This is a genomic window from Helicobacter sp. 23-1048 (assembly GCF_053654545.1).
Genome location: NZ_JBSIUT010000001.1, coordinates 886860 through 903007, shown reverse-complemented (window position 1 = coordinate 903007; position 16148 = coordinate 886860). Strand labels below are relative to the sequence as shown.

Below are 16148 nucleotides of genomic sequence, written 5' to 3'. Positions count from 1 at the left end.
TTAATGCAACAAACACAACAATCAAATCCACAACAAAAGCAAGTGTGTATCATTCACGGCTATGATGCACACCCCAATAAACATTGGTTTGTGGATTTATCACATTGGCTTAAAGATTTGGGATATGACACGCTAATCCCTGCTATGCCAAATCCGAGCAATCCAACTCCCACGCAATGGGTGCAAACACTTGTCAAAACTCTCCCAAACCCAAGTAAGCATACCTTTATCATAGGGCATAGTCTGGGTTGTATTGCTTCTTTACGCTATGTTGAGAGTGTATCAGATTCTATCACGCTTGGTGGTATTGTTTTGGTATCGGGCTTTTATAAGCCACTGGCGCATTTAAGCGAGCTTGATAGCTTTACAAATGCACCGCTTAATTGTGAAAAAATTATCCGCCTAGCCCCCAAACGCATAGTTATCGCGGCGCACGATGATGAAATCGTGCCACTAGATTCAACCAAAGATTTAGCAAACGCCATACAAGCGGAATTTATAGCAGTGCAAAAGGGCGGACACTTTATGGAGAGTGATGGATTTAGCACCTTCCCGCTGATGAAGCAAACACTGCAAAATATCTTGCCTGTGTAACAAACACACCAAATCTTGCAAGGAGTGCGATACAAATCCTCAACAAGACAATAATGCTTTAGTTGTTTGTATGCAAGCCCTTGCATTTAGCACAACGCACAAATAATCGCATATCGTGGCTAATAAGTTTCGCGCCAAATTGCTCCGTAGTCTCAACTTGTATGCGCTCAATTTGTGGATTCACAAATTCGATAATATCACCACAATCTATACAAATAATATGGTCGTGGTGCTCCTTTGCGGCGATTTCATAGCGTCTGCCACTTTTGTCTGCCTCTAATGCTGTGATAAATCCACTTTCTTCTAAAAACTTTAAGATTCTATACACCGATGAAATGCTCGCGTTTTTATCAAGTGTGCGGATTTTATTAGTGATTTCTTCTGGGCTTAAGTGTGTGCCACTTTTATACAACACTGTGAGAATCTCCTCGCGTTGCTTAGAGTTTTTCAAGCCATTTTTTCTAATGTCTGAGCGTAATCTATCCAAGATAGATTCGAGTGTTTCTAACCGAGAATTGCCAACCATTTTTGACTCCTTTAATTTTGCTTTAAGATTTTGTATTCTCAAAATACTATCATAAATAGGTAAAATAAAAAGACTTTTTATCATAATTTGTGAAAATTTCCTTAAAAATGTATCAAACGCAAACAAAATATCCTGTAAAACAACCGCCTTAATGGATTGCAAAAGAAAAATGTGCTACACTTAGCCCAAGTGTAAATATAACTTTAAAGGAGTTAGTATGGGATTTTTTAGCTCAAGTAACGCACAGCCTCAAGCAAGCACTACAAATGCACAAAACAAAGAGATTGAGAATCTAAAAGCGCAAATTCAGTCTTACGAAGCCGCTTTTGGATTTACACAGCAAGAAGTCATCGTAGGTATCAAAAATGGTGAAGTCTTTTTCAAAAACGAGCAAGCACAAAAAATGGCAAACCTAGATTCTATAATTCCACATTTGAATGCACAAGATGGCAATGTTTGTCTGCCTATTGGTGAGTTTAGTGTGAAGCACTTCGCCCACGATGGCGGTGTGTTTTATTCTATCTTGCCTGTGGATTTACGCAGTGATAAAGATGAGGATTTTGATATGTTTGAGACCTACTCTCAATCACTTACCTCTGGCATTATGGGGACACAAAGCGCATTGCAAGACATTTTGTCTGCTTCAAGTGAAGTGGTAAATCACACAAACGAAGGCATAGATAGAGCCGAATACGGAATGAATATGAGCAACAATGCCCTGAGCGAAATCGAAACTCTTTATGAAAAAATGCAAGTCTCAACACAACTTGTGGAATCACTCACACAACGAAGCAATGAAATCACTAGCGTTATTTCACTTATTGATGATATTGCTGAGCAAACAAATCTCCTAGCCCTTAATGCCGCTATTGAAGCGGCGCGCGCAGGAGAGCACGGGAGAGGGTTTGCCGTGGTGGCTGATGAAGTGCGAAAACTCGCGGAAAAAACACAAAAAGCTACCAAAGAAATCGCAGTAGTGGTAAAATCAATGCAACAAGAGGCAAACGACATACAAAGCGAGACAGAAGACACAAATCAAGCGACCACATCTGTGAAAGAAGCTATCACTTCATTACACAGCATAGTAAATGATTTAAAAGTAAGCTCTTTAATCAACAACCAAATCAGCTCAACGCTTAGCAGTAGAATCTTCTGCACCCTTGCTAAACTTGACCACACGGTGTATAAAAACAACTTGTATAGCTTTTTGTTCGGCGTGAAAGATTCCTTTGCTAAAGTGGATCATAAAAATTGTCGTTTAGGGAAATGGTATTTTGAGGGGCGAGGCAAGCAGTTATTTAGCAATACAAATGGGTATAAGAAAATGGATGATTTCCACGCAGGAGTGCATACACAAGCCATCACGCTTGCGCAAACATTTGAAAATCCTAATGAATCTTGCCCAAAATCACTCGTCAAAGAAAAAATCCTCACAATGGAAAAAAACTCTAATGGCGTGATAGAATCTATTGATGAAATGTATGGTGAGATTGAAGCACAAAATGGAGCAAAAATCAATGAACTTAGCAATGACTATATAACCAAACCACAAAAACAAAACGAATCTGCACCTGCCAAACCAACCCCCGCACCGACAAGCCCTGCGCCCACAAGCTCTACATCAGTAGCAAGCCCCGCTAAGGTAGATTCCACACCACAGGAGAAAGAAGTAGCCCAAGCCGACAAATCAACTCCTACTCAAAGTAATGAAGCAAACAATCAGGGGGCAGACAAGCAGGAGCATAAAGAGCAAGAAGCCACTCCCACCAAATAAAATGGAGAGAATTGTATGAATTATCTATTTCGCTCTTTTGGTTATGGTGCTGGCATTGTCGCGCTTGTCATCGGTATTGGCGTGCTAGGATATATGTATAATATCTACTCAGAATCTCAAGACCAAATCGATGCGATAAAAAAACATCGTATGGATATAACCACACAAATCTTTGATAGAAAAGGGAGACTTGTGGCAAATGTCTTTGATGTGGAGTTTCGCCTTTATGCGAGGTTTGATGAGATTCCACCGCGTTTGATAGAAGTGCTTTTAGCAGTGGAAGATACATTGTTTTTTGAGCACATTGGGATAAATCCTGATGCAATTTCGCGCGCAATGGTGAAAAACATACAAAGTTTGCGATACTCTGAGGGTGGGAGCACACTTACCCAGCAAGTTGTGAAAAATATCGCATTAACTTCTGAGCGCAGTTTTAAACGCAAAATTAAAGAAGCTGTGTTTGCTATCCTTTTAGAGCAACAAATGAGTAAAGAAGATATTATAGAGATTTATCTTAATCATATTTTCTTTGGACACGGCTATTATGGCATAAGGACTGCGGCGTTAGGATATTTTAAAAAGAATCTCAACGAACTCTCATTGAAAGAAATAAGTATGCTTATAGCATTGCCAAAAGCCCCGAGCACTTATGACCCTACACGCAATTTGACTTATTGTCTTTTACGCGCTAATGCAATTTTAGATAGACTTAATGAAATTGGTTGGATTACCGAGCAAGAATACGCGAAAGCTATTAAAGAAATCCCAAAAGTATATAATGAAACACTCACACAAAACTCTGCGCCTTATGCAGTCGATGAAATCGTGCGCCAACTTAGCGAAATATACCCAGATATACGAGTGGGCGGATACAAAGTAACATCAACTATTGACTTAGATTACCAAAAAATCGCCCAAAGCGCACTTATACACACATACAACGAAACCAACAAGCGTTTATTGGAGCGGTATCCAAATATGTTTGAAGAGGCAAGCGCACAAGAGCGCGAGATAGACCCTCAAAATGAACAAGAAATGATAATAGAATCTCGCGCTAAAGCACTAAACCTCATACGCGCTCTACCAAAAGAAGAATACGCCAAACGATTTGGTGGGAATCTTAATGGCGCGATGGTAGTTACCGAGCCAGAAACGGGCAATGTCTTGGCTCTCGTAGGCGGGATAGATTATGCGATTTCACCATTTAATCGCGCTACACAAGCACAACGGCAATTTGGCTCAAGTGTAAAGCCATTTATTTACTTGCTTGCGTTTAATAGAGGTTACTCGCCTGCGTGGCAGATACCCGATGTCCCGCGCAGATTTGGCGGACGAGTGAAAAATATCGATTTAGATTCTGTGGAGGGCGTGGGGCAAGAAGCCGAAGCAAGTATATGGCGACCTAAAAATGTGGGTTCGTATGGTGGTATGGTGCGCCTGCATAGTGCCTTGCAACATTCAGCCAATCTCGCCACTATTAACCTCGTGCAAGAAGTTGGCTTTGATGCAATCTATCAGGGGATTGAAAATTTGCATTTTAAGGGTGCTCCACCTGATATGAGCATTGTTTTAGGCTCTCTTAGTCTCTCTCCGCTTGATGCGGCGGGGAAATATTCGCTATTTTCAAACTATGGCACAATCACAACGCCAAGACTTGTAGAGTCTGTTACAAACGCACAAGGCGAAGTCAATGACAACTTCCCAACCAAAGAAGAAGAATTTACATCGCCAAGTCAAGCATTTTTAGTAACCAATATCTTGCGTGATGTCGTAAATCGTGGCACGGGCTCACGCGCACATTTGCCAAACATTGAAATCGCTGGCAAAACGGGCACTTCTAATAGGAATGTCGATGGTTGGTTTTGTGGATTCTCCCCTGATTTACAGGTGGTTATATGGATGGGACGGGATAACAACCTCCCCATTGGTCCAACTGAAACAGGTGGTGTAACTTCTGCGCCTGCTAGCGCGTATTTTTTTAGCAATGTGTTAAAAATTGAGCCTAGCTTAAGGCGACATTTCCCTGTGCCAAGTGGTGTAATGAGAAAGGCGTATGACGATGGTGAATTCCTCTATACTGATGTCTCTCAACTCCCACCAACGCAAAATATGAGTATTGAGGATAGTTTGATTTTTTAAGCGTTTATTGCAATTTGGCACAATACGCTTATAATTTACATTAAGGAAGCAAAACTTTGAGTGAAGAAGTTATCGCATTGATGCTTGGTGTCTCGCTCACTTTAGGCTTTTTCGCGCTACTTGGTGTAGTATGGGGGCTTAAAAACGGACAATTTGATGATGAGGGCAAAATGATGGAAGGGGTACTTTTTGATTCCCCTGAGGATTTAAACAAAATTGCCAATCAAGAAAAAAAGCATAATTTTTTAGATGACTTAGATTCTCTCAAAGAGCAAAATACACAACAATCTAAGGAGGACAAATGAATAAGGTGTATGATGTTGGGATTATAGGTGGTGGAGCTGCTGGGATTGGCTGTGGTGTGGAATGTCTAGCCTTAGATATTCAAAACATTGTTGTATTTGAAAAAGGAGAGAGTTTCCTCTCTACTCTTAGGCAATTTTACAAAGACGGCAAACGCGTGGATAAGGACTACAAAGGACAACAAGCAGATTTAAAAGGGCATATCCCACTCCAAGATGGCAACAAAGAAAGCACGCTAGAATTTTTTGATAAAGTCATACAAGAAAACAACCTAAATATTCACTACAAAACAGATATAGAATCTATCCAACACAATGGCGATATTTTTACCATTCACACAAACGCCAATCAAACATACCAAGCGCGATTTGTCGTCATCGCTATTGGCAAAATGGGGCAACCAAACAAACCAACCTACCCTATCCCCTCATCAATCAAGCGCAGAGTGCAATTCAACGCTAATAATATCCCTAACGATGAAAAGCTCCTAGTCGTGGGCGGGGGGAACTCGGCGGTGGAATACGCCACGCTTCTATGCCAAAGCAATGATACCACGCTAAACTACCGCCGAAGCGAATTTACACGCATTAACGACATTAACGCCACGCAACTAAAAGAAGTGATGCAATCTGGTAAGCTCAAATCACGCTTGGGTGTGGATATTGTGAGCTTAGAAGATGAAGGTGGGAAAGTCAAAGTGTGCTTTAGTGATTCCCAAAATGAAGTATTTGATAGAGTGGTGTATGCCATTGGTGGTGCAGCTCCTACGGACTTTTTACACAAATGCAATATCAAACTTGATGAAAACAATGTGCCAATATGCGATAAAAACGAAAGTGCGGTAAAAAATCTCTTTGTCGCTGGAGATATTTTGTTTAGAAATGGTGGCTCGATTGCTATCGCGCTCAATCACGGCTATGATATTGCGCTTGAGATTAAAAAGCGACTAGATTCTAAGGAAATCTAAATGCCAACGCTAAACCTCATCTCGTGGAATGTCAATGGACTGCGAGCGTGTATGAATAAGGGCTTTATGGAGTTTTTTAAGCAAATAGATGCCGATATTTTCTGTATCCAAGAATCCAAAATGCAAAAAGAGCAAGGCGATTTTGATTTTGCCTCTTTGGGATACGCAGAGATTTGGCATAGCGCGGACAAAAAGGGCTATTCAGGCACGATAATGCTAAGCAAAATAAAGCCTCTAAATGTGCGCTATGAAATGAATGATTTTCACAAAGATAGCATTCAAAAGCACAGCAGGGGCAATGAAGGCAGAATCATCACCGCAGAATTTGAAAGATTTCACCTCGTAAATGTCTATACTCCAAACTCAAAACGCGAGCTAGAGGGGCTAGAGTATCGAATGGCGTGGGAAGATGACTTCCGCGCGTTTCTCAAAGATTTGGAGCGCAAAAAGCCCGTGATAATCTGCGGGGACTTAAATGTCGCCCACAATGAAATCGATTTGGCAAACCCCAAAACAAACTGCACCAAAAAAGACAAAAATGGCGAGATAAAGTTTAAGGGCAACGCAGGCTTTAGCGACTGGGAGCGGGAGAAATTTAGCGCGCTTTTAAATTCTGGATTTATCGATACTTTTCGGCATTTTTACCCCGAGTTGCAGGGCGCATATAGCTGGTGGAGCTACTTTGGCAAAGCTAGGAAAAACAATGTGGGCTGGAGGATTGATTATTTCCTCTGCTCCAAATCCTTAGAATCTGCCTTAAAAAACGCCAAAATCTACAACGACTTCAAAGCCTATCCACAGATACTAGGGAGCGACCACTGCCCTGTGGGAGTAGAGATAGAAATCTAAAGAAACCACAAGGCGATACTTAAAAAGCAGACAAAAATTTGTCTAAAAATTATTAGAAAATTATAGATAATAAATAAACATTTTTAAAATATAATAAAACCCCCAAAAGGAATCAAATATGAGCAAAAGCACACAGACAATCTATATATTTGGCGATACGCACGGCTTAGAGGACATAGAAAAAATCTTTTTACCATTAGAATCCTACACCAAAGATGATTTTATCATCATCTGTGGGGATTTTGGCGTGCTGTGGGGGGACAGGGCAGATGATTGTGAGAAGTTTTTAGTAAGCGAGTTTGACAAACTCCCCTGCACGATTCTCTTTATCGATGGCAATCACGAAAATTTCAACCGCCTAGACGCGCTAAAAAATGTCAAAAAATTTGGCGGGAATGTCGGCGAGTATATCAAGGGCAAATGCTACCATCTCAAACGAGGCGAGATTTACACCATAGCGGGGAAGCATATCTTTACGATGGGTGGGGCTAGTAGCATAGACAAAGATTACAGAAAGCCAAATATCTCGTGGTGGGAGGGCGAAAATATCACTCCAGCCCAAGTCAAATACGCCCTGCAAAATCTAGTAGATTTTAGAGGGCAAATCGACATCGTCATCACGCACACCTGCCCTAGTAGCTTTTTGCCCCATCTTGATACACATTTAAGCATAGATAAAGATTTTGTCGATAAAAATTGTGTGTGGCTTGAGATTTTGGCACAAAAAATCGCGCTCAACCAAAGCGGGAACATCGAATGGTTTTTTGGGCATTGGCACGGGGATTTTGATTTTAAAGTGGAGCTAGATTCTGCCCTAGATTCTATCGCGGATTCTGCAAATGCGAAATCTAAGCTAACAATCAACGCACATTGCTTATATGAGGAGGCGTTGCGCATAAGCACGCAAGCAAATACAAACTAGCAAAAGTATAACCCGCATTTTAAAATCTTAAAAACACTTAATCTTAAACACAAAGGGAGCAAAAATAGCTAAATACAAACCCACTGACAATCAACTCTATCTAGGCTCGTGCGATAATAGTGTAAATTAGGCGACATTGACACTTTGTATATTGATAATATGTGCTTATTGTAGTATTTTTGGATTCTTAGTTTGGATTCTCACTCTTGGAGTGTTTGTTGCGATGCTTTTAGCTCTTGTGATTGCACATCTTGTGCTTGTATGGGTGTGAGATACCCCTCCTTTAAAAGCATTTGCACGATTTGCTTAAAGATTGGCGCAGCAGTGCGCCCGCCGTAGTAGTCGTTTTCTACACTTGATTCAAACACCACCACACCAATGGTATAATTACGCTCTAAATCTTTAGCAAAACCAAAAAACGAGCCATTATACTCTTTGACATATCGCCCTCCTCTAGCAATCCTCGCTGTGCCTGTCTTGCCACCTACGATGAGATTCTCTACTAATGCTGGCTTGCCCGAGCCATTTTTCACTACTTTGATAAGCAACTCTTCCATTTCCTTAGCCACTTGCGGAGAGAGAATCTGCAATGGCGCATAGCTCTTGGGCTCGTATCGTTGAGAGCTTGGTGCGGTGATATAGCTCGTAATGCGAGGAGTTGGGAGCAATCCACCATTACTAAAGCTCGCATACGCACGCATAAGCTGTATAAATGTGCTCTGCAAGCCATAACCATAGCTTATAGTCGCCTTTGTCGCTTGTTCGATATTGAGTTTTTTTACACTTGGGATAGAACCGCGTTTCTCATAGGGCAAGTCGATTCCCGTGCTTTGAGAGAATCCAAAGGCTTTTAGCGCAGTGTGGAGCTCTTGAGAGCTTAGAACAGAAGCAATTTTTACCATTCCTATGTTGCTTGAATGGAGCATAATGCCCTCTGGAGTAGCGGATTGTAGCACCACACTATCGCGTATCGTGTAGTTGCGTAATTTATAATTGCCATTTTCTAAGTCAATATTTTGCGTTGGATTGAGTTTATTTTTTTCAAGCAAGACAGAATAAATGATAGGTTTAATGGTGCTTCCGGGCTCATACGCACGCTCAATCGCAGAGAGATTAAGCCGTGAGTAATCCTTAATATCGCGTAAAGTGTTGGGATTAAAGCGATTTGAGCTCGCTAACGCGATAAATTGCCCACTTTTAGAATCCATAATCCCAGCGATAATCTCGCCTGAATTATACCGCGCCTTTGCGCTATCTAGGATAGATTCAAGTTGGGATTGCACACGCAAGACAATACTTAGCGTTACATCAAAGCCATCTTGGCGCGTCTTTTTTACCGCTCCCTTGTCCATAATGACATTAAAGCCTATATCGCGCCTACCGATAATTTCGCCGTCTTGCTTGGGATTAAGGAGTTCATTATAATATTTCTCAATGCCCTTTATGCCATACACGCGCGTGATTCCCTCGCTCTCCTCCTTGCCTACATAGCCCACAAGTGGCTCTAGCAAACTTTTGTAGCGATAATTTCTATTGTTGCCACTCACTTCGATACTTAAGCCTTGCTTTGGGATTACTACGCCATTTTTGTTTTCATACTCGATAAATACGCCATAGCGTAAAAGCACAAGATTTAGCTTTTTAAGGTTAATCGCTGTTGGGGCATCAAGGTTGTAAGATAGCACGACATTGCCCTTAACTTGAAATTTTTTCAAAATCTCATCTTTGCCTATACCACTATAAATAGAAAAAAGATTCACAAAAAGTTCTTTTTTTTCGGAATCTATGCTTTGTGTGTTGATACTTGCTTTGTAAATGTTTGAACTAGAAGAGAGCTCAAAGCCATCAGCACTAAAAATCGAGCCTCTAAGCGCGGTATCGACTTTTTTTGATTCTAGTGTTGGGAGTTTTCTTGGGGTGATGACTTTAGTGTAGGTGATTGCTATAAAAGCACTAAAACACAGAAGCAAAATAGCACAAAGACTGATAATAGCGGAGATTCTTTTATCAGCCATTTGTTTTAGATTCTATACAAATTAAGATTGTGATTAAATCTGTCCGCACAAGCAAAAGCTACACTTGTGTGCGGAGAATCTCTTTATACGCATTGACTGCTTTGTTGCGCACTTCTAGCATTACTTTCATACTATTTTCTGCCTTTGTAATCGCAATCGCCGCACTATGCAAATCCTTAACCTGCCCTGTCGCCATATCTGCTAGAGCTTTTTCTGAAGTTTGCTGGTAGGCATTTACACTATCAAGTGTATCTTTAAGTGTCTTAGCAAAGTCTAGCCCGCTATCTTGCGGAGGCATATTCTTAACGGCTGGCTTATTGACATCAGGCAGAACAATATCGCTCTTAATAACTCCAAATTGTGCTTTATTTACCTCGTTCATTGTGTTCTCCTCATTACAGATTCTCTAATTTTACATTATTTATGTTGATTTTGTGCTATTTTTCTCATCTTTATGGTTTTTATTTACTTATTTTACGCTTGGAACATTGATATTGCGTTGCTTGCCATATTTTTCGCACTTTGAAACGCGCTCACATTTGCTTGATACGCCCTCGTGGCTTCGATTAAATCCGCCATTTCTACCACAGGATTGACATTTGGATACGCCACATAACCCTGCGCATTCGCATCAGGGTGGCTTGGGTCATATTTCATCAATGGCTGCCTATCATCACGGACAATCTTATGGATATACACGCTCATAATCGGCGGCTTTGGTTCTTTCCTCAGCTCACCCTCATCAAGCGGGTCTTCGTATTTAAGTAAATTGTTGTCTTTACCTAATCGTTCGTTTAATACTTTGTTAAAATCAAACGCTCTAAACACCACTTCTCTACGGCGATATGGTCCTCCTTCATCAGTGCGCGTAGTGTTTGCATTGGCAATGTTTGATGAAATCACATTGGTGCGCACCCTTTGGGCTGATAAACCATATCCACTAATATCAAAACTCGATAAGAATGACATTGTTAAATCCTTTCAAAATCCTAAATTGCTATCCTAAAAAGAACAATTAAATGTTTCTTCCAGAATCTACCGCATAAGCAAAAATACCCTTATGTCGCTTTAATGCACTAGTGAGGGCGTTATACATCGTGCTGTTTTTGCCCATTTCGCTTGTCTCCACATCTAAATCTACGCTGTTGCCGTCATTTCTAGCTAAATGCCCATCACGCCAAAAAATCGTAGCTTTATCAAGCTCCACTCGCCTGCCATCGCGGTGGATATTATACACCCTGCGCAATGGTAAGTCCTCATCAGTTACTTTCTTAAATGCCTTGTTACTCTCACGCGCCAAAAACTGCTCGAAGTTAATATCCTTTGGACGATAAAATGGTGTATCAACATTAGCAATGTTTGATGAAATCAAATCTTGGCGCAATGAACGAAAATCAAGTGCCTTATACACTAGCGGATAAGCGATTGAAATATCTTTAATCAAATCCATTTGACTACCTCTTTTACAAATAAGTTTCCCTAAACACTGCAAGTTTAAGCAAAATATATTCCCAAGTGAGAATCTGCCCTCACACATAGATTCCACAAAACTCCGAGAATCTTCATATTATCCAAGCATAAGATATGCCACTTAATTTCGTGTGGCAAGATATTGTAGCGTTTTTAAAATTTTTAGTATGTTTCTTTTTGTTACAATTTTTTGCATTTTTTGCATTTTCACTTTTAAATTGTGAATTTTTTAGTATGCTAAATCAAAAGTCGCAATTTTATTGCGCTTTTTACAATACCACAACAAAGGACCAACAATGAAAATTTCACAACAAAAAAAGGAGGTGCGCCGTGGGCACAGCTTACGATGAAACATACAAACGCTCGATAGAAAATCCGCAAGATTTTTGGGCAGAGGCAGCCCAAAAAGTGCATTGGTATAATGAATGGGATACCGTGCTTGATGATAGTGGCGAGCATTACAGGTGGTTTGTAGGAGGCTGTATGAATACCTGCTACAACGCGCTTGATTTGCATATCCATCACGGCAGAGGCGATAATCTCGCTTTAATCTATGACTCCCCCGTAACAGATACCAAGAAAAAATACACCTACAAGCAGCTCCGCGATAGAGTGGCAAAGACAGCGGGAATCCTCGCCAACAAAGGCGTGGTAAAGGGCGATAGAGTCATCATTTATATGCCGATGATTCCCGAAGCTGTCATAGCGATGCTCGCGTGTGCGAGGCTAGGGGCGATTCATAGCGTGGTGTTTGGGGGATTTGCCTCCCACGAACTAGCGATGAGGATAGAGGACGCCAAACCACGCGTGATAATGACGGCAAGCTGTGGGATTGAGATAAGCAATATCATTGAGTATAAGCCCATTTTAGATGAAGCGATTAAAAAATCTCAACACAAGCCCACCACTTGTATCGTGTGGCAACGCCCGCAGTATAAGGCAAGTATGCTCCCGTGGAGAGATGTGGATTGGGAGGTGGAGGAGGAAAAAACCCACCCCGTAGAGCCTGTGCCTGTGCTCGCCACAGACCCGCTTTATATCCTCTATACTTCAGGCACCACAGGCACGCCAAAGGGTGTCATTCGCTCTAATGGTGGGCATTCTGTGGCGATGAAATGGAGTATGGATAATATTTATAACGCCAAAGAAGGCGATGTGTTTTTCACCGCTTCTGATGTGGGCTGGGTAGTGGGGCACTCCTATATCGTGTATGCCCCGCTTATGAATGGTTGCACTACGATTGTCTATGAGGGTAAGCCCGTGCGCACGCCAAATCCTGCGAGCTTTTGGAGAATCATTGATGAATACAAAGTCAATATTTTATTTTCCGCTCCTACAGCGTTTCGCGCCATCAAGCGAGAGGACGCCAAAGGCGAGCTAGCAAAAAAATACAATTTAGAGAGTTTGCGCACGATTTTTGTCGCGGGCGAGCGGTGCGATAGCGACACGCTAAAATGGATTCAAAAGGTTACGGGAAAGCCTGTGGTGGATAATTGGTGGCAGACAGAGACAGGCTGGGCGATTGCGGCAAATCCTATGGGGCTAGACCCTATGCCTATAAAGCCCGGAAGCCCCACAAAGCCAACCCCCGGATTTAATCTAAAAGTGCTAGGCGAAGATGGCAAGGAGCTAAAAGCTGGCAAAAAAGGCGCGCTCTGCCTAAAATTGCCTCTGCCACCTGCCTGCCTAATGGGAATCTGGGAAAATGAAGAGCGGTATCGCAAGGGCTATTTGGAGCATTTCAAAGGCTACTATCTCACGGGCGATACGGGCTATATCGATAAAGACGGCTATGTCTATGTGCTGGGGCGAATGGACGGGATTATCAATGTCGCTGGGCATCGTCTCTCCACAGGTGAAATGGAGGAAGTCATCTCAAAGCCCCCCGATGTCGCAGAATGCGCCGTTATCGGCGTCAATGATGAGCTAAAAGGGGAGATTCCCTTTGGCTTTGTGGTGCTAAAAGCAGGCATAGAGCGCGACCATAAGGGAATCATCGATGGCGTGGTATCACTCGTGCGCCACGAAATCGGCGCGGTGGCGAGCTTTAAAATCGCCACCGTAGTAAATGCCCTCCCAAAAACGCGCAGTGGCAAGATTTTGCGCAAAACCTTGCGCGAAATCGCTGATGGCGTGGAGTATGCGATTCCCGCTACGATTGAAGATTCTAGCGTGCTAGATTCTTGCAAAGAGGCAATCGCAAAACTAGGCTATCCCAAAACACCAACAAAATCCAAAGAAAACGCATAGCGTGGATTTTGTGGCAATTTAAATTGTAAAAAAGGAGAAAAAATGGTAACTTCAGCAGGAAAAAGATTTAGGCAGGCATTAAAGGAAAATTCCCCATTGCTCATCGTAGGCACGCCAAACGCTTATGCGGCACTGCAAGCGAGCAAAATCGGGCATAAAGCAATCTATATTTCAGGTTCTGGCGTGGCAAGTGTAAGCTATGGTTTGCCTGATTTGGGAATCGTGGGGTTAGAGGATTTTTGTATCGATGTGCGGAGAATCACCTCGCGTGTAGATACGCCTCTTTTGGTAGATTGTGATACGGGCTTTGGCGGGGCGTTTAATATCGCTCGCACGATAAAAGAGCTAATCCGTGCAGGGGCTGCCGCCACGCATATAGAAGACCAAGTCGCGCAAAAGCGGTGCGGACATCGCCCAAATAAAGAGCTAGTCAGCACGCAAGAAATGTGCGATAGAATCAAAGCCGCAATGGACGCGAAAATCGATAGCGAATTTGTGGTGATGGCTCGCACAGACGCCCACGCAATCGAAGGACAACAAAAGGCGATTGAGCGCGCAGTGGCTTATGTGGAAGCGGGGGCGGAGATGATATTTGCCGAAGCGGTGCATACTTTGGAGGAATATAGCGCGTTTGTGAAAGCTCTCAAAGTCCCTGTGCTAGCAAATATCACAGAATTTGGAAAAACGCCTTATTTCACCGCAGATGAGCTAAAGGGGGCTGGAATCTCAATGGTGCTTTATCCCCTCTCGGCAAATCGCGCGATGAGCAAGGCGGCAAACCAAGTGTATAAATCCATTTTGGCAAATGGGCATCAAAAAGATGTCCTTGATATAATGGAAACACGCGAGGAACTCTACGCAATGCTAGATTATTATGCGTATGAAAATAAGCTAGATGAGTTGTTTAAGAAGTGAGATTATTCATTGTCATACTTAAGGGAGTGAAACGACCGAAGTATCCAAAAAGTTATTTGTCATACTGAGCGAAGCGAAGTATCTCTAGATTCTAGAATGTTTGAGATATTTCGCTCACGCTCAATATGACAAGGTTTTCGTCATTGCGAGCCGTGCTTGCACGGCGTGGCAATCTAAAATCTAAATTTTCTAATGGATTGCCACGATTTTGCGAAGGCAAAATCTCGCAATGACACAAAACATAGAATGTAAATTTTAAAACAAAGGAGAAACTAAATGAGTCAAAGTGAAGCAAGTAAAAAAAGTGGTGGGCTAGCAGGGATTATCGCTGGGCAAAGTGCGATATGCACCTGCGGGCTAGGCAATGGGTTAAATTATTATGGCTATGCCATCGAGGATTTAGCCCATCATTGTGAGTTTGAGGAAGTGGCGTATTTGCTCCAATTTGGCGAGCTACCAAACGCAAAGCAACTAAGCGAGTATAAGGGCAAAATCGCCGCACAGCGAGGCTTACCAAAAGAGCTAAAAGAAGTGCTAAAGCAAATCCCAAAGAGCGCGCATCCTATGAATCTAATGCAAAGCGCGGTGGCGACTTTAGGCACGCTTGAAGCAGAGAGAGAGGATTTTAGCGACCAAGATAGCAAGATTATCCGCTTGCTTGGCATTTTGCCTAGTGTGCTGTGCTTTTGGCATAACTACGCGTATAATGGCAAAGAGATAGATTTTGAAAGCAAGCAAGATTCTATCGCGGGGTATTTTTTAGAAAAGCTAAAAGGGCAAAATCCCCCAAGCGAATTTATCAAAGCGATGCACTGCTCGCTAATCCTTTATGCCGAACACGAGTTTAACGCCTCGACATTTACAGCGAGAATCTGCGCTTCGACACGAAGCGATATTTTTAGCGCGGTAAGTGCGGCAATCGGTGCATTACGCGGACCGCTTCACGGCGGAGCAAACGAAGCAGCAATGCACTTAATTGAGAGTTTTTCAAGCGTAGAGGAAGCGATAAAGGGCGTAAATCACAAGCTAGAAACAAAGCAACTGCTAATGGGCTTTGGACATAGAATCTATGGCGCGGGAGGAGATCCTAGAAATGCACTTATCAAAGAGTGGAGCAAAAAGCTAGGGGGCGATACGCTGTTATACAAAGTAAGCGAGGCAATCGAATCGCTAATGAAAGAAAAAAAGCCAAACTTACCGCCAAATGCGGACTTTTACAGCGCGTCTGCGTATCATTTTATGGGGATTAAGACGGATTATTTCACGCCTATTTTTATAATGAGTCGTGTGTCTGGCTGGACTGCACACATAAAGGAACAGCGGGCAAATAATAAGATTATCCGCCCTAGCAGTGAGTATATCGGTGTCGCCCCACGCGACTTTGTGGCGATAGATAACCGATAGTAAGTCGCTAAACGCCTTTA

16 protein-coding genes and 1 pseudogene are annotated in these 16148 nt (G+C 42.3%); 11 read left to right on the top strand and 6 right to left on the bottom strand.

Going from position 1 to position 16148, the window contains the following annotated elements; all coding sequences use genetic code 11:
* Positions 1-3: 3 nt before the first annotated feature.
* Positions 4-594 carry an RBBP9/YdeN family alpha/beta hydrolase gene (locus ACWIWK_RS04480; protein ID WP_454151220.1) on the top strand — a complete coding sequence of 197 codons (591 nt, stop codon included), beginning with the start codon at positions 4-6 and terminating at the stop codon, positions 592-594.
* Positions 595-652: 58 nt separating this feature from the next.
* On the opposite strand, the gene fur is transcribed toward ACWIWK_RS04480, so the two are convergent.
* Positions 653-1120 carry a ferric iron uptake transcriptional regulator gene (fur, locus tag ACWIWK_RS04475; protein WP_454151218.1) on the bottom strand — a complete coding sequence of 156 codons (468 nt, stop codon included), beginning with the start codon at positions 1118-1120 and terminating at the stop codon, positions 653-655.
* 217 nt (positions 1121-1337) lie between these two features.
* Here fur and ACWIWK_RS04470 point away from each other — a divergent pair.
* From ACWIWK_RS04470 to ACWIWK_RS04440, 7 genes and pseudogenes are all read left to right on the top strand, one after another.
* Positions 1338-2195 (top strand): annotated as a pseudogene (locus tag ACWIWK_RS04470) (methyl-accepting chemotaxis protein); the annotation flags it as partial.
* The gene (locus ACWIWK_RS04465) at positions 2172-2894 is read left to right on the top strand and encodes a CZB domain-containing protein (RefSeq protein ID WP_454152026.1); all 723 of its coding nucleotides are present in this window, start codon (positions 2172-2174) and stop codon (positions 2892-2894) included. The pseudogene ACWIWK_RS04470 and the gene ACWIWK_RS04465, both read left to right, overlap by 24 nt.
* 15 nt (positions 2895-2909) lie before the next feature.
* Positions 2910-5033, top strand: coding sequence for a penicillin-binding protein 1A (locus tag ACWIWK_RS04460; RefSeq protein WP_454151216.1), 2124 nt, complete (start codon positions 2910-2912; stop codon positions 5031-5033).
* A gap of 56 nt (positions 5034-5089) precedes the next feature.
* The gene (gene ccoS, locus ACWIWK_RS04455; protein WP_454151214.1) at positions 5090-5338 is read left to right on the top strand and encodes a cbb3-type cytochrome oxidase assembly protein CcoS; all 249 of its coding nucleotides are present in this window, start codon (positions 5090-5092) and stop codon (positions 5336-5338) included.
* Positions 5335-6303, top strand: coding sequence for an NAD(P)-binding domain-containing protein (locus tag ACWIWK_RS04450; RefSeq protein ID WP_454151212.1), 969 nt, complete (start codon positions 5335-5337; stop codon positions 6301-6303). The genes ccoS and ACWIWK_RS04450 overlap by 4 nt, the downstream gene beginning before the upstream one ends.
* Complete coding sequence (locus ACWIWK_RS04445) at positions 6304-7152, top strand: exodeoxyribonuclease III (RefSeq protein ID WP_454151210.1); 849 nt, start codon at positions 6304-6306, stop codon at positions 7150-7152.
* A 118-nt stretch (positions 7153-7270) separates the two neighbouring features.
* Positions 7271-8074 carry a metallophosphoesterase family protein gene (locus tag ACWIWK_RS04440; RefSeq protein WP_454151208.1) on the top strand — a complete coding sequence of 268 codons (804 nt, stop codon included), beginning with the start codon at positions 7271-7273 and terminating at the stop codon, positions 8072-8074.
* A gap of 200 nt (positions 8075-8274) precedes the next feature.
* Here the strand turns inward: ACWIWK_RS04440 and ACWIWK_RS04435 are convergent, their stop codons facing one another.
* The 4 genes from ACWIWK_RS04435 to flgB all read right to left on the bottom strand — a co-directional run bounded on the left by ACWIWK_RS04435 (position 8275) and on the right by flgB (position 11539).
* Positions 8275-10089, bottom strand: coding sequence for a peptidoglycan D,D-transpeptidase FtsI family protein (locus ACWIWK_RS04435; RefSeq protein ID WP_454151206.1), 1815 nt, complete (start codon positions 10087-10089; stop codon positions 8275-8277).
* A gap of 58 nt (positions 10090-10147) precedes the next feature.
* A complete protein-coding gene (gene fliE, locus ACWIWK_RS04430; protein ID WP_454151204.1) occupies positions 10148-10471 on the bottom strand; it encodes a flagellar hook-basal body complex protein FliE in 324 nt (107 codons plus the stop codon).
* A 92-nt stretch (positions 10472-10563) separates the two neighbouring features.
* On the bottom strand, positions 10564-11058 hold the full coding sequence (gene flgC, locus ACWIWK_RS04425) for a flagellar basal body rod protein FlgC (RefSeq protein ID WP_454151202.1): 495 nt from the start codon (positions 11056-11058) through the stop codon (positions 10564-10566).
* 46 nt (positions 11059-11104) lie between these two features.
* A complete protein-coding gene (gene flgB / locus ACWIWK_RS04420) occupies positions 11105-11539 on the bottom strand; it encodes a flagellar basal body rod protein FlgB (protein ID WP_454152025.1) in 435 nt (144 codons plus the stop codon).
* 350 nt (positions 11540-11889) lie between these two features.
* Here flgB and ACWIWK_RS04415 point away from each other — a divergent pair, with 350 nt between their 5' ends.
* Together ACWIWK_RS04415 and prpB are read left to right on the top strand one after the other, a co-directional pair.
* Positions 11890-13809: a propionyl-CoA synthetase gene (locus ACWIWK_RS04415; protein WP_454151200.1), complete on the top strand. Its 1920-nt coding sequence runs from the start codon at positions 11890-11892 to the stop codon at positions 13807-13809.
* 42 nt (positions 13810-13851) lie between these two features.
* A complete protein-coding gene (prpB, locus tag ACWIWK_RS04410) occupies positions 13852-14724 on the top strand; it encodes a methylisocitrate lyase (RefSeq protein WP_454151198.1) in 873 nt (290 codons plus the stop codon).
* Positions 14725-14815: 91 nt separating this feature from the next.
* Here prpB and ACWIWK_RS04405 read toward each other — a convergent pair whose 3' ends face one another.
* The gene (locus tag ACWIWK_RS04405; RefSeq protein WP_454151196.1) at positions 14816-14944 is read right to left on the bottom strand and encodes a hypothetical protein; all 129 of its coding nucleotides are present in this window, start codon (positions 14942-14944) and stop codon (positions 14816-14818) included.
* Between the two features lie 56 nt (positions 14945-15000).
* Here ACWIWK_RS04405 and ACWIWK_RS04400 point away from each other — a divergent pair, with 56 nt between their 5' ends.
* Positions 15001-16128: a citrate/2-methylcitrate synthase gene (locus ACWIWK_RS04400; RefSeq protein WP_454151194.1), complete on the top strand. Its 1128-nt coding sequence runs from the start codon at positions 15001-15003 to the stop codon at positions 16126-16128.
* Positions 16129-16148 lie beyond the last annotated feature (20 nt).

Excerpts from the sequence above, each read along its gene's own strand:
- ACWIWK_RS04445 (WP_454151210.1), top strand. The coding sequence starts at position 6,304 with ATGCCAACGCTAAACCTCATCTCGTGGAATGTCAATGGACTGCGAGCG.
- flgC (WP_454151202.1), bottom strand. The coding sequence starts at position 11,058 with ATGTCATTCTTATCGAGTTTTGATATTAGTGGATATGGTTTATCAGCC.
- fliE (WP_454151204.1), bottom strand. The coding sequence starts at position 10,471 with ATGAACGAGGTAAATAAAGCACAATTTGGAGTTATTAAGAGCGATATT.
- flgB (WP_454152025.1), bottom strand. The coding sequence starts at position 11,539 with ATGGATTTGATTAAAGATATTTCAATCGCTTATCCGCTAGTGTATAAG.
- ACWIWK_RS04440 (WP_454151208.1), top strand. The coding sequence starts at position 7,271 with ATGAGCAAAAGCACACAGACAATCTATATATTTGGCGATACGCACGGC.
- ACWIWK_RS04435 (WP_454151206.1), bottom strand. The coding sequence starts at position 10,089 with ATGGCTGATAAAAGAATCTCCGCTATTATCAGTCTTTGTGCTATTTTG.
- fur (WP_454151218.1), bottom strand. The coding sequence starts at position 1,120 with ATGGTTGGCAATTCTCGGTTAGAAACACTCGAATCTATCTTGGATAGA.
- ACWIWK_RS04460 (WP_454151216.1), top strand. The coding sequence starts at position 2,910 with ATGAATTATCTATTTCGCTCTTTTGGTTATGGTGCTGGCATTGTCGCG.
- ACWIWK_RS04480 (WP_454151220.1), top strand. The coding sequence starts at position 4 with ATGCAACAAACACAACAATCAAATCCACAACAAAAGCAAGTGTGTATC.
- prpB (WP_454151198.1), top strand. The coding sequence starts at position 13,852 with ATGGTAACTTCAGCAGGAAAAAGATTTAGGCAGGCATTAAAGGAAAAT.
- ACWIWK_RS04400 (WP_454151194.1), top strand. The coding sequence starts at position 15,001 with ATGAGTCAAAGTGAAGCAAGTAAAAAAAGTGGTGGGCTAGCAGGGATT.
- ACWIWK_RS04450 (WP_454151212.1), top strand. The coding sequence starts at position 5,335 with ATGAATAAGGTGTATGATGTTGGGATTATAGGTGGTGGAGCTGCTGGG.